General features: G+C 70.6%; 4 protein-coding genes and 2 tRNA genes. 3 read left to right on the forward strand and 3 right to left on the reverse strand.

Annotated features, from left to right (window positions below; all coding sequences use genetic code 11):
- Positions 1 to 9: 9 nt before the first annotated feature.
- Positions 10 to 4389, reverse strand: coding sequence for a MupA/Atu3671 family FMN-dependent luciferase-like monooxygenase (locus tag JRI60_RS19220; RefSeq protein WP_204227315.1), 4380 nt, complete (start codon positions 4387 to 4389; stop codon positions 10 to 12).
- A 27-nt stretch (positions 4390 to 4416) separates the two neighbouring features.
- Positions 4417 to 5943 carry an HAL/PAL/TAL family ammonia-lyase gene (locus JRI60_RS19225; protein ID WP_204227316.1) on the reverse strand — a complete coding sequence of 509 codons (1527 nt, stop codon included), beginning with the start codon at positions 5941 to 5943 and terminating at the stop codon, positions 4417 to 4419.
- Positions 5944 to 6118: 175 nt separating this feature from the next.
- On the opposite strand from JRI60_RS19225, the gene JRI60_RS19230 reads away from it, so the two are divergent.
- Positions 6119 to 10675: a type I polyketide synthase gene (locus JRI60_RS19230; protein WP_204227317.1), complete on the forward strand. Its 4557-nt coding sequence runs from the start codon at positions 6119 to 6121 to the stop codon at positions 10673 to 10675.
- A gap of 45 nt (positions 10676 to 10720) precedes the next feature.
- On the opposite strand, the gene JRI60_RS19235 is transcribed toward JRI60_RS19230, so the two are convergent.
- Positions 10721 to 13294: a DUF5916 domain-containing protein gene (locus JRI60_RS19235; protein ID WP_204227318.1), complete on the reverse strand. Its 2574-nt coding sequence runs from the start codon at positions 13292 to 13294 to the stop codon at positions 10721 to 10723.
- A 212-nt stretch (positions 13295 to 13506) separates the two neighbouring features.
- Between JRI60_RS19235 and JRI60_RS19240 the strand changes: the two genes are divergently transcribed.
- Both JRI60_RS19240 and JRI60_RS19245 read left to right on the forward strand, forming a co-directional pair.
- Positions 13507 to 13592: transfer RNA gene (locus JRI60_RS19240), tRNA-Leu, on the forward strand.
- A 148-nt stretch (positions 13593 to 13740) separates the two neighbouring features.
- Positions 13741 to 13814 (forward strand) — tRNA-Arg (locus JRI60_RS19245).
- The last annotated feature ends 327 nt before the right edge of the window (positions 13815 to 14141 follow it).

The following is a 14141-nucleotide window of genomic DNA, read 5'->3' on the forward strand; positions in this document are numbered from 1 at the left end:
AGGAGACTGCTAACGCCCGGCCACGGCGCGGTTGCCGGAGGCGGCTTCCAGCCGCTCGGCCAGGGCCGCCACCGTACGGCCCTCGATGAAGTACCTCAACGGCACCTCCATCCGGAGCGCCGAACGGATCTTCGCCACGAGCTGGGTGGCGAGCAGCGAGTGGCCGCCCAGCTCGAAGAAGTCGTCGTGGATGCCGACCTGCTTGATGCTCAGCGCCTGGGCCCACAGCTCGGCCAGTTGCTGCTCGAGCGCGGTGCGCGGCGCGACGTACTCGCCCTCCAGCGTGGGGCGGCCGAGCTGCGGGGTGGGCAGTGCGTTGCGATCCACCTTCCCATTGGGCGTGAGCGGGAACGACTCCAGCGTCACGAAGATGGAGGGGAGCATGAACTCGGGCAGGCGATCCTTGAGGAAGGCGCGCAGCTCGGACTGGGACAGCTCCACACCCCAGCGGGTGACGAGGTAGGCCACCAGGCGCTGATCGTCCGCGGGGCCCCGCACCACCACCACCGCCTCGCGGACGCTGGGGTGCTCGCCGAGCGCGTTTTCGATCTCCCCCAGCTCGATGCGGAAGCCGCGCAGCTTGACCTGGTGGTCGTTGCGGCCGAGGAACTCGACGGTGCCATCGGGCAGCCAGCGGGCCAGGTCGCCGGTGCGGTACATGCGCGCGCCCGGCGAGGTGGAGAACGGATCCGGCACGAAGCGGGAGGCGGTGAGGTCCGGCCGCTCATGGTAGCCGCGGGAGACGCCCGAGCCCCCGATGTACAGCTCGCCCACCACGCCGATGGGGAGCAGGTCCAGCCGCTCGTCGAGGATGTAGAGCGAGGTGTTGGCGATGGGCCGGCCGATCGGCACGGAGTGGCCCACCTTCTCCACGCGCTGGGTGGAGGACCAGACGGTCGTCTCGGTGGGCCCGTACATGTTGAGCACCTCGGGCACCCGCGCGGAGAGCTCCCGCGCGAGGGGGACGGGGAAGGCCTCGCCGCCCACCAGCAGCTTGCTCAGCCGGCCCAGTCCCTCGGGCTCCTGGAGCAGCAGGCGCCCCAGGGACGGGGTGCACTGGAAGTGGGTGACGCCGTGGCGCGTCAGGTTCGACAGCAGCGAGGGCTCCTTCTGGGCGGAGCGCGGCGCGTTCACCACCCGGCGCAGCTCGTCGAGCCTGGGCAGGCTGGCCAGCACCTCGTCCGCGTCCACTCCGAAGTCGATGAGGCAGCCCAGCTCGTCCACGCCGATGGCGCGCAGCCGGTCCACCATCTGCGCGCAGCTCTCCACCGTGCCCATGAGGCTGCTGGTGCCGAAGTAGCGCTCGAAGGCGTGACCGAGCAGCGCCTCCAGGTCGTCCTCGGTGAAGCCCTGGGCCTTCACGTCCACGCCCATGCTGCGCGCCAGGTTCTGGATGAGATCCAGCGACGTCTTCAGGTAGTTGCAGAAGGGGCGGCGGACGAGCTTCTTCACCGCCTCGAGATCCTCACCCACGAAGGTGTGGAGCATGAGGGTGACGTGGCCCTCGCCAGGGTGGCCGGCCTTGCGCCACGCCTCACGGTAGCGGGCGACCTTGCCCGCCAGCTCCTCCACGCTCTGGCCGAGCAGGTGGGTGAGGATGCCCGCGCCGGCCTCGCCCGCGGCCTCGAAGGTCTTGGGATCGCCCGAGGCGGTGAGCCAGAAGGGCAGCTCCTTGCGCACCGGGCGCGGAAGGGGGCTGACCTGGATCTCGTTGCCGGCGCCGTTGAGGAAGGGCCGGCTCTCCCCGCGCCACAGCCGCCGGACGGTGTCGATCTCCCGCAGCATGATGGCGCGGCGATCGGCGTAGTTGTCCTTCTGGAAGACGAAGTCGTCGGCGTGCCAGCCGGCGGCGAAGGAGATGCCCACCCGGCCGCGGGAGAGGTTGTCCACGACGGACCACTCCTCCACCACGCGGATGGGGTTGTGCAGGGGGAGCACCACGCTGCCGGCGCGGATCTGGATGCGCTGGGTGGCGACGGCCAGGGCCGCGCTGGTGACGGCGGGATTGGGGTAGAGCCCACCGAAGGAGTGGAAGTGGCGCTCGGGCGTCCACACCGCGGCGAAGTGGTTCTGGTCCGCGAAGCGGGCCGCCTCCAGCAGCAGGCGGTACTTGTCCTCGGACTGTTGGTCCTCGGCGCTGGCGAAGAAGAACAGGCTCACCTGCATCTCGCGCTGGCGCGGCGCCTGCTCGGTGGACTCGGCGGCCGCCTCGTCCTCCTCGCGGGGCACCACCACGCGGAAGCCGCGCGTGAGCGTCCAGAGCAGCTCCAGCACGGAGATGTCGAAGGCGAAGCTGGTGAGTGCCAGCCAGGTGCCGCCGGTGGCTCCCACGCGCGAGTCCATGGCCAGGAAGAAGTTGGCCACGTTGCCGTGCTCCACCAGCACGCCCTTGGGCCGGCCCGTGGAGCCGGAGGTATAGAGGACGTACGCGGTGTTGCCCGCGCGGGCGCGGGCGGGCACGTCGAGCGGGCTCGCCTCGGCGAGCGCGGCCGACTCGGACTCGGGGCAGAGCACCTCGAGCCCCGGCGCGGAGAGGAAGTTGCGCAGCCGCTCCTCGGTGACGAGGAGGGTGACGCGCGCATCTTCCAGCACGAAGGTCAGGCGCTCGTGCGGGTACTCCGGATCGAGCGGCACGTAGGCACCGCCCGACTTGAGGATGGCCAACATGGCCACGACCAGATCCGGCCCGTGCGACATGCACAGGCCCACCCGGCTCTCCGGGCCCACCCCGCGCCGCTCGAGCAGGCGGGCCAGGCGGTTCGCCCGCTCATTCGCCTCGCGGTAGGTGATCCGCTGCTGGCCTCCGAGCAGGGCGAGCTCGTCCGGGGTGCGGCGCACCTGCTCCTCGAACTGCTCGACGAGGGTGGTCTCCGGCACCGGTAGCGTGCGGGTGTCGTTCCAGGAGTCCAGCAGGAGCGTCCTCTCCTGGCGCGAGAGGATCGGCAGCCGCGACACCTGCTGGCCGGGCTCGCTCACCGCGCCCTCCAGCAGCACCAGGTAGCGCTCGGCGAACAGCGCCGCCGTCGTGGCGTCGAAGAGGTCCGTGTTGTACTCGAGCTCCGCGCGCAGGCCGTCCTCGGCCGTGGGGATGACCTCGAGCGTGAGGTCCAGGCGCGCCGTCCCGGCGTCCACCCGGTCCGGCTCCACGGTGAGGCCGGGCAGCTTCAGCTCGACCGGGGGCACGTTCTGGAGGGTGAACATCACCTGGAAGAGCGGGGCCCGGCTCGGATCCCGCTCGGGCCGCAGCTCCTCCACCAGCTTCTCGAAGGGCAGCTCGGCATGGGAGAACGCCTCGAGCGTGCCCTGCCGCACGCGCCCGAGCAGCTCGCGGAAGGTGGGGTTGCCGGAGAGGTCCGTGCGCAGCACGAGGCTGTTGACGAAGAAGCCGATCAGCCCCTCCGTCTCCACGCGGCCGCGGTTGGCGGTGGGCGAGCCGACGATGATGTCCGTCTGGCCGGAGAGCCGGTGCAGAAGCACATCGAACGCGGCCAGCAGCACCATGTAGAGGGTGGCGCCCTCGGCGCGGGCCAGCTCCGCCACCTGGCGGGCGAGCTCGGGTGGGAGCTCGAAGTGATGGACGGCGCCGCGGTACGTCTCCGAGGGAGGACGCGGGCGGGACGTGGGCAGCTGCAGCGTGGCGCGTGGCGCGGCGAGCTTCTGCTTCCAGTAGGAGAGCTGCTGGGCGAGCACCTCGCCCTGGAGCCACTCCCGCTGCCACGCCGCGTAGTCGCCGTACTGGATGGGCAGCTCGGGCAGGTCCGGCTCCTGCCCGCGGGCGTACGCCCCGTAGAGCGCCACCAGCTCCTTGACCAGCACCGTCCGGGACCAGCCGTCCGAGACGATGTGGTGGTTGGTCAGCAGCAGCACGTGCGAGTCCTGGCGCACCTCGATGAGGGTGGCGCGCAGCAGCACGGGCTGCGTCAGGTCGAAGGGCTTGCGTGCCTCCTCCTGCGCCAGGCGGGCGACCTCGGCCTCGCGCTGGTCCTCGGGCACCTCGGCCAGCCGCACGCGCTCGAGCGTCAGCTGGGCGAGCATGGGGATGCGCTGCACGGGCCGCTCATCCACCAGGACGAAGCTCGTCCGGAGGATCTCATGACGGCGCACGAGCTCCTCGAGGCTTCGCTCCAGGGCCTCGACATCCAGGGTGCCGCGCAGCCGCAGCAGCACGTTCTCGTTGAAGGCGGGGTTGCCTGGATCCAACTGATCCAGGAACCACATCCGCTCCTGGGAGAAGGAGAGGGGGGCCCGCCCCGTGTCCTCGCGGCGCCGGATGCCTGGCCTGGCGGTCCCGGCCTCGCCCCTCAGGCGGCGGGCGAGGAGTTCTTGTTTCTCGGGAGAGAGATTGGCGCGGCGCCGCGCCAGGTCCTTGGGGTCCCTGGTGTTCGTCATGGGGGCGGGTTCCGGGTGATCAGTCGATCAGATGAGGTTGAACTCGCGCGTCCACGTGCGGCGATGGGCCTGGACGAACTGGTGCGCGGCGTTGATGTCCGCGTCCATGGGGCGGTCCACCTCGAGGAAGGAGACGTGCTGGCGGAACTGCTTGTAGATGCTCTCGGTGACGGGCGACAGCCGCAGACCCTGGTTGAAGTCGATGGCCTGGGCGGCGGTGAGCAGCTCGATGCCCAGGATGTACTCGCAGTTCTGCGCCACCGTCTCCAGCTTGTAGGCGGAGGTTCCGCCCATGCTGACGTGGTCCTCCTGGAGCTGGCAGGTGGGGATGGTGTCCACGCTGGCCGGGGTGCAGAGGACCTTGTTCTCGTTGAGGAGCGCGGCGGAGGTGTACTGGATGATCATCAACCCCGAGTTCACTCCGGGGTGCTTCACCAGGAAGCTGGGCAGGCCGCGCTGGCCGGAGAGCATCTGGTAGGTGCGGCGCTCGGAGATGTTGGCGACCTCGCTGGTGGCGATGGCCAGGAAGTCCAGCACGAAGGCGGTGGACTCACCGTGGAGGGCGCCGCCGAAGAGGACGGTGTCCTGCTCGGGGAAGAAGAGCGGGTTGTCCGAGACGCCGTTGTACTCCTTCTCCAGCGTCTCCTTGGCGAAGCGGAACGTCTGCCGGATGGCGGCGTGCACCTGCGGGATGCAGCGGTAGGAGTAGGGGTCCTGCATGGACTTGTTGCAGGTGGGCAGCTCCCAGTGGTTGCTGCCCTCCAGCAGCCGCCGCAGGTTGGCCGAGACGATCCTCCGGTCCTCGTGGAACGACGTCTGGTGGTAGAGGGCCTGGTAGAAGGTGCGCGAGGCGCTGTATCCCTGGATGCTCAGCGAGGCGATGACGTCCGAGGCGGAGATCAGCTCCTCGATGTGCATCAGCGCGTTGGCGCCGAGCGCGTTGATGTACTGCACGCCGTTGGTGAGGGCCAGGCCCTCCTTGGCCTTGAGCCGCAGCGGCTGCCAGCCCATCTCCGCCAGGGCCACCTTGGAATCGACGAGCTGGCCGCGGAAGTGCACCTTGCCCAACCCGAGCAGCGGCATCGCCATGTGCGCCAGCGGCGCGAGGTCACCACTGGCGCCCACCGTGCCCTTCTTCGGGATGGCCGGGATGACGCCGTGGTTCCAGAAGTCGAGCATCCTCTGGACGGTCTCCATCGACACGCCGGTGTGCCCGGTGCGGAAGGTGAGCAGCTTGATGAGCATCACCAGCCGCGAGATGCGCTCGGGGACGATCTCCCCGACGCCGCAGGCATGTGAGACGACGTGGTTGTACTGGAGCAGTTCCACCTCCGCGGGGGTGACCCGCGTTTCGCAGAGGGAGCCGAAGCCCGTGTTGACGCCGTAGATGTAGCGGTCTTCCTGGGCCTTCTTCTGGACGTAGCGGGCCCCCGCGTCGATGCGCTCGACGACTTCTGGGGCCAATGACAAGTGGGGCGTCTCCTCCACGAGGGCGCGGAGTTCATGGAGCGAATAGAAGGCGAGGGAAAGAGCGTGCGTGCGTTCCGATGACATGGGGCGCGCAAGCTACCCAAGACCGGAAAGCTCATTCAAGCACGCAGATGCGTATGCAACCGACGTTTGCTTGCCTGCCATATGTGCGCCACGCATGGGGCTCGCGGCTCCGGCCCGATGCGTGCGACGTGTCGACGCTATTTGAATACGGCGGCTCCTGTAATAGATGGCGCGCATGAACGTCCCGCACGAGCCTTCTTCTCCTCCGAGCACTCACTCCGGTGGTGAGACCGACATCGCCATCATCGCCATGACCGGCCGTTTTCCCGGTGCTCCGAACGTGGAGGCGCTGTGGGAGAATTTGCTCGCCGGCAGAGAATCCATTTCCTTTTTCTCATCGGATGAGTTGGCGGCGGCGGGTGTGGAGGAGTCGCTGCGCAAGAACCCGCGGTATGTCGCGGCGCGCGGCATCGTGGAGGGCATCGAGGACTTCGATGCTGGCTTCTTCGGCTTCAATCCGCGCGAGGCGGAGATCATGGATCCGCAGCAGCGGCTCTTCCTCGAGTGCGCGTGGGAGGCACTGGAGGCGGCCGGCTATTGCGCGGAGGGCGCGGGGGGGCGGGTGGGTGTCTACGCGAGCGCCTACTTGAGCACCTATCTGCTGCGCAACGTGTACCCCAACCGGGGGGCGCTCCGGGAGCTGGGGCCGGCCCTCGTGCATCAGGGCAACGTGGGAGACCAGCTCGCCACCCGCGTGGCGTACAAGCTGGGCCTCACCGGGCCCGCGCTCACCGTGCAGACGGCGTGCTCCTCCTCGCTGGTGGCCGTGCACCTGGCCTGCCAGGCGCTGCTGGTGGGGGAGTGTGATACGGCGCTCGCGGGCGGTGTGTCGCTCATGGTGCCGCAGCGCGCGGGCTACCTCCACGAGGTGGGGGGCATCGTGTCGCCGGACGGCCACGTGCGCGCCTTCGATGCGCGGGCCCAGGGCACCGTCTTCAGCGATGGCGCCGGCGTGGTCGTCCTCAAGCGCCTGGCGGACGCGATCGCGGACGGTGATGAGATCCTCGCGGTGATCAAGGGCTCGGCCATCAACAATGATGGTTCGGGCAAGGTGGGCTTCACCGCGCCGAGCGTGGACGGGCAGGCGGAGGTCATCTCCAGCGCCCTGGCGATGTCGGGCCTGGAGCCCGCGGACATCGGCTACGTGGAGGCCCACGGGACGGGCACCGAGCTGGGTGACTCCATCGAGGTGCACGCGCTCAACCGCGTCTTCGGCGGCTCGCGGCGCCCGGGCGGCTGCGTCCTGGGCTCGGTGAAGACGAACCTGGGGCACCTGGACAACGCCGCGGGCGTGGTCGGGTTGATCAAGGCCGCGCTGGTGGTGGGCCGCGGAAAGCTCCCCGGGACGCTCCACTTCGAGACGCCGAGCCCGAAGCTCGGGCTGGAGCAGGGGCCGTTCCAGGTGTCGGCCGCGACGCGCGACTGGCCGCGGGACGGGCAGCCGCGCCGCGCGGGCGTGAGCGCGTTCGGAGTGGGCGGGACGAATGCTCACGTGGTGGTGGAGCAGCCCCCGGCGAGCAAGGCCTCGGCGGCGTCCGCGCGCTCGCACCGGCTCGTGGTGCTCTCGGCGAAGACGGCCTCGGCGCTGGATGCGGCGACCGAGCGCGTGGTGGAGGTCCTCGCGAAGCGACCCGACGTGTCGCTGGATGACGCGGCGTACACGCTGGCGGTGGGGCGGCGGGCGCTGCCGCACCGGCGGGTGCTGGTGTGCCGGGACGTGGCGGATGCCGGAGCCGCGCTCCGGGGCGGTCCCTCCGGGCGCCGCGTGGCGAGCGCGCACCACGAGGGCGCCGCGGCCGAGGTGGCCTTCCTCTTCCCGGGGCAGGGCGCGCAGCATCCCGGCATGGCCCGGGCCCTCTACGAGACCGAGCCTGTCTTCCGCGCGGAGGTGGATCGCTGCGCCGAGCTGCTGCGGCCCCTGCTCGACGTGGACCTGCGCCAGGTGCTCTACCCCGCGCCGGGCGCCCGCGCCGATGCCATCCACCAGACGGCCTTCACCCAGCCGGCGCTGTTCGTGACGGAGTACGCGCTGGCCCGGCTGTGGATGCACTGGGGTGTCCAGCCGCGCGCCATGGCCGGGCACAGCCTGGGCGAGTACGTGGCGGCGTGCCTCTCCGGCGTGCTGACGCTGCCCGCCGCCCTGGCCCTGGTGGCCGCGCGGGGCCGGATGATGCAGGCGCTCCCGCGCGGGGCCATGCTGGTCGTCCCGCTCGCCGAGGAGGAGCTGCGCCCGCTGCTCGGGCCGTCCCTCTCGCTCGCCGCCGTCAACGCGCCGCAGCTGTGCGTCGCCTCGGGTCCCGAGGAGGACATCGCCGCGCTCGAGCAGACGCTCACCGGGCGTGGCCTCAAGCCCCGGCGGCTCACCACGTCCCATGCGCAGCACTCGGCCATGGTGGAGCCGCTCCTGCCGGACTTCGAGCGCGAGGTGCGCAAGGCGGGCCTGTCCGCGCCGCGCATCCCCTTCGTCTCCAGCCTGACGGGCACGTGGATCACCGCGGAGCAGGCCACGGATCCGGCCTACTGGGCGCGTCACCTGCGGCAGCCCGTGCGCTTCTCGGACTGCGTGGAGACGCTCTCGAAGCTGGAGGGCGTGGCGCTGCTGGAGGTGGGGCCGGGGACGACGCTCACGACGCTCGTGCGGCAGCGGCCGCAGCCGCCGCGGTCGTTCGCCTCCCTGCCGCACCCGCAGGATCCGCAGCCCGAGCATGCGCAGCTGCTGGAGACGGTGGGGCAGCTGTGGCTGGCCGGGGTGCCCGTGGACTGGAAGGCCTTCCACGACGGCCAGGAGCGCCAGCGCGTGAGCCTGCCGACGTACCCGTTCGAGCGGCGCCGCTGCTGGGTGGAGCCGCCCGCGGGTGAGGGCGAGCTGGCGGGTGGCCGCGCGGAGGACGTGGCGGAGTGGTTCCACGTGCCGTCCTGGCGGCAGGGCGCGCCCCTGGAGGGGTTGGAGAGCGCGCTCCCCGCGTACAAGCGCTTCTGGTTGCTCTTCTCGGATGGAAGCGCCCTCTCGCGCGAGCTGGTCACCCAGCTCGAGCGCCACGGCCAGGCCGTCACCACCGTCACGCCCGGCGAGAAGTTCCAGCGGCTCGGCCGCGACGCCTTCGTCATCAATCCGGCGAGCCGGGCGGACTACGAGGCGCTCCTCCAGGAGCTGCGCGCCCTGGCCAAGACGCCGAGCATGGTGCTGCACCTGTGGAACATGGGCGCGCCCGAGGGCGCCGCGCACGTGACGCCGGAGGAGCTGTCCTTCCACGGACTGCTCTTCCTCGGCCAGGCGCTGGCCTCGCATGGCGTGACGCACTCGCTGGAGCTGACGGTGGTGTCCACCGGCGTGCAGGACGTCACGGGGGAGGAGCGGCTGGTCCCGGAGCGGGCGCTGCTGCTGGGGCCCTGCAAGGTGCTGCCCCAGGAGCTCGCCAACGTCTCCTGCCGGAGCGTGGACGTGATCGCGCCGCGGGGTGAGGCGGAGGTGGCCGGACTGGCCACCCGCCTGCTCGCCGAGGCGCTCCTGGGTGGCAAGCAGACGCCCCGCGTGGCCCTGCGCGGCCGGCACCGGTGGCTCGAGGGCTTCGAGCCGCTGCGCCTGGAGCCGGTGGAGGGCGTGCCCCTGCGGGTGGAGCCGCATGGGACGTACCTCATCACGGGAGGCCTCGGAGGCCTTGGCCTGAGCCTGGCCGAGGTGCTCGCGTCGCGGTGCCCGGTGCGGCTGGCGCTGGTGGGCCGTGGAGGATTGCCGCCTCGCGAGGAGTGGGCGGCCTGGCTGGCCTCGCACGAGGAGCGGGAGCCGGTGAGCGTGCGCATCCGCCAGGTGCGGGCGCTGGAGGACCGCGGGGCCGATGTCCTGGTGCTCACGGCGGACGTGACGCGCGAGGAGCAGATGCGCGCCGTGGTGGAGCAGGTGCGCGCCCGTTTCGGGCGGATCCACGGGGTCATCCACGCGGCGGGCGTCGCGGGCGGCGGGGTGCTCCCCACGCGGAGCCGCGAGGCGGCGGCGGCGGTGCTGGCGCCGAAGGTGGAGGGCACGCGGGTGCTGGAGCGGGTGCTGGAGGGCGAGCCGCTCGCCTTCTTCGTGCTGTGCTCCTCGACGGCCTCGGTGCTGGGAGGCATCGGCCAGGTGGACTACGCGGCCGCCAACGCCTACCTGGACGCGTTCGCCCGGAGGAGGAGCGCGGCGGGCGCATGGACGGTGTCGGTGGATTGGGACACCTGGCGAGAGGTCGGCATGGCGGTGGCCGCGGAGCTGCCGGAGGCGCTCCGGGCGCTGGACGAGGAGCGGCGGCGCGATGGCATCTCCCCGGCCGAGGGCGCCGACGCCTTCCTGCGTCTGCTGCGGTGCCCGGCGGCGCAGGTCGTGGTGACTCCGCGGTCGTGGAAGGCCACGCTGGCGCGCTTCTCGGGCGCGGCGCTGCTCGAGTACGTCAAGCGGCTCCAGGGCCGGCAGCCGGCCCATGACCGGCCGGCGCTCGCCCAGGATTTCGTCCCGCCCACCAGCGACGTGGAGATCCGGGTGGCGGAGGTCTTCCAGCAGATGCTGGGCGTGGCGCGGGTGGGGGTGAACGACGACTTCTTCGCGCTCGGCGGGCACTCGCTCCTGGCCACCCAGGTGGTATCGCGGCTGCGTGACATGTTCGACGTGGACCTGCCCGTGCTGGCCCTCTTCGAGGGGCGGACGGTGGGCGAGGTCGCGCTATCGATCGAGGAGCTGGTGCTGGAGCAGGCCGAGCACTCGTAGTCCGGGGACGGGCTCGGGGGTGCAGTCCCCCGGGCCCGCGGGCCCTCAGAGGCTCCACAGGTAGGACCACTTCATCATGAGGGCGTCGGTGGAGGCGCCCGTGAGCAGGCCGACCGGCAGCAGCGTGGTGGGCACCGGTGCCTCCAGGGCACGTGGCGATTCCTGCTGGGTCCGGGTGTAGATGAGGAAGAGGGTGGAGCCGAGCCGGTACTCCCACCGCAACACCAGGTTGAGGTTGAGCGCCGAGCCGTGGAAGCCCTGGGCCAGTCCGGGCTCCGCGGGGGAGAGCTCCGCGAGCCGGATGCGCGAGCCGTCCACCACGGTGCCCTGGTAGACGCCGGTGTAGTCGCCGAAGCTGCTGAAGAGCTGGGCATAGGCCTGGAGCATCAGGCGGGGTGTGAGCACCAGTTGCTGCCGGAAGGTGAGCGACAGGACGTGGGAGTGGAGCTCGCCGAAGTAGAAGGGGGCGCCCGGATCCGTCGCGCCCACCCAGCGGGGACCCTGGGGCGTGCTCTCCGCCGCCACGGTGAGCCGTGACTCCAACCGGTCCTCTGGACGGAACGTGAGGGTGCTGTCGACGGACCAGCCGGTTGCGGCGCGGCCCTCGCGCGCGTACGGGCGGTTGAGCAGCTGCACGGTTGCCTTGAGGGACAGGGGCAGGTTCACGTCCGTCTCGCCGGAGAGGGCCAGGTAGCGCTCGCCGGGACGCTCGAGGGCCACGCCCGAGCCGGTGAGCTCCCGGAGATCATGGTGGGGCAGGTAATAGCCCGCCTCCAGGTTGAGCGAGTGGAAGCCGGGCAGGAGGGTCAGGAGCTTGAGGGTGGCGCCCTGGAGAAGCGCGAGCTGCCGCGTGTCGGCGCTCCAGCGTCGCTCCAGGATGAGGATGGCCATGAAGGAGTGGAGTGGCCCCCAACCGCCCGGGCGGACGTACTGGAGACTGCCGCCGAGGTAGTGGTGGTTCTGCGTCGGGAGGAAGCCCGCGGCGTTGAGCTCGAGGGTAGGGGAGGCGTAGCGGTAGCGCGCGTCGAAGCGGAAGGGCTCGCCTCCGAGCTTGCCGAGGTTGACGTAGGCCCCCAGGCCGGTGTCACCGCGGCGCAGGCGCGTGCCGTCCGGGAGGATGCGCTCCGGGGGTCCGCCCACCACCTGCGTGCCGGTGATCTGACCGAGCAGGTGCCACTGCGCGTCGGACGTCCGGAGGAGCCAGTCGACGGCGGCCGCGTTGCCTCCCAGGGCGACACACGAGGCGGGTTGCCGCTCGAGGGGGAGCGCGGCATCGGCCTCGGAGCAGGTGCCGGTCAGGGGAGTGGCCGCGGCGAGCTGCGCGCCCACCGTGGAGGTCTCTCCCAGCTTCGCCCGTGTCACCGCGACCAGGTAGTTCTCGGGGAGGGGACGCGTGCGGGCGAGCTCGTGGTTGAGGCCGAGGTGCAGGGGCTGGGTGGGGTGGAACCGGAAGCGGAGATCCGGGTTCTCCTCGTCCGGGTCGGGGAGCTGCGCGCCCATCACCACCGCGTCCAGCACGCCCACCTCCACCCCGCGGGCCACGGTGCCGGCCAGTTTGGCCGCGGTCAGGATGGGCGTCGTCAGACCGATGCGGCGCGAGTAGAAGAGCATCTGGGGTCCCAGTCCGTCCTCGGCACCCACGGGCTGGAAGACCCCCATCCCCTGGGTGAAGAAGGGCCGCTTCTCCGGGAAGAATTGCTCCTGGTTGGTGAGGTTGAGGATGAGTTGATCCGCCTCCACCTGCCCGAAATCCGGATTGACCGTGGCATTGAGCGTCAGGTCGCTGCTGAGCGCGGCCTGCATGTCGAGCCCCAGGTCGAGCGAAGGCTCCAGCAGGCGTGGCTGGTAGCGGAGGGGATCGGAGTACCTCGGCCGGAGCACGGCGCGCGTGACGGCATAGGGGAGCAACTCCACATGCCGGCTCGTGGGAGGCGCCGTCTGCACGGCGAGGTGGCCGAAGCGTGAGACGCGCCCGGTGCTGCTGCGGGGGATGTAGACGGAGGAGATCTCCTCGTGCGTCCGGGAGATGCGGCGCAGCACGGAGAAGCCCCAGGTCTGCTCGGGCATCTGGGCGAAGCGCAGCAGGTGCAGGGGGATGGAGAACTCGGCGGACCATCCATCCGGACGTGGCCGCACCGCCACGTCCCAGAGTGCGTCCCAGGAGGGGCTGGAGTTGTTGTCGGCGAAGAGCAGGCTGTCGAACTGGACGCCACCCGCGTTCACGCCGAAGGCGTAGGCGGTCTGATGATCATGGGCGGAGTCGATGAAGATCTGGACATCATCCGAGGCGGGCGGGCTGTCGCGCCGCCCGAGCTTGCGGACGATGAGGTCCGGTTGCGAGTCGTGGCAGACGATGCCGAAGTAGACGTTGCGCTCGTCGTGGAGGATGCGCAGCTCGGTGCGCTCCGTGGGAGCTGCTCCCTCGTTGGGGAAGAGCTGGACGAAGGACTCGAAGAGCGGCGCCTGGGACCAGGCCGGCTCGTCCAGACTTCCGTCGACGCTGATCTCCCTGGAAGAGGTGCGAGCCGCCTCGATCCGTTGGTCGACGCCGGGCCCTTGTGTAGCGGCCTGGACTGGAAGTGCGAGGAGGGTGGCGAGGGACAGGAGCCAGAAGCGCATAAGAAGCAGGGCGGGCGGGGCGCGGCATGCTGCCCGAAGTACCCCGGGCTTCGCAACGCGGCCTGGAGCACGAGGTCCGGCTCGCACGAGGTCCGGCTCGTATGATCCTTCACCATTTTCCGGATCACCCGTACTGTGCGACCCCACTGGGTCTGGTACGTTCAGTCGTCGTTCCAGTGACCTGTCCGGTTGGGCATTCACGACCGGTTCGTGCACGAGTGGCGAAACTGGCAGACGCAGCGGACTTAAAATCCGCAGGCCCGAAGGGGCCGTCCGGGTTCGATCCCCGGCTCGTGCATCCCGCTCCCCCGGCAGGCGACCAGGTAGGTATCGAACACTGGAAGCCCCTCGTGGGCATGGGGATGTCCCCAGTCGCTGTTCGATGAAGTGCGTGCTTGCGTCGGCGGAGGAAGTCGGTTACTTACCCACCCGTTGTCGCGGCCTCTGCGCGATTAGCTCAGCTGGATAGAGCGTTGGCCTCCGGAGCCAAAGGCCGCAGGTTCGAATCCTGCATCGCGCGCAAGTTGAAGGGCCTGGAATCCTCGGGGACATCCCCGATGGTTCCAGGCCCTTCGCCTTTTCCGGCCGGGCCTTGCAGCAAGGATGCAGCAAGCGGTTCGGAGGCGGGAACTTGCAGCATGGATGCAGCAGAAGTCGCCTCCGTGTCGGCTGCGGCCTGCCCACCTGAATCGTCCTGCCGCTGGGCAGGCCGCAGACCAAAGGAGAGGGTGTCCACTTCCGTTCGGAGGCAGTCCGGGGTGAGGTGGCCGTAGACCTCCACGGTGATTCGCGGATCCCGGTGCCGGAGGATTTTCTGCACGCTGGCCTCCGCGGCAGTTACTCCGCC

Source organism: Archangium violaceum, assembly GCF_016887565.1.
Lineage (GTDB): Bacteria > Myxococcota > Myxococcia > Myxococcales > Myxococcaceae > Archangium > Archangium violaceum_B.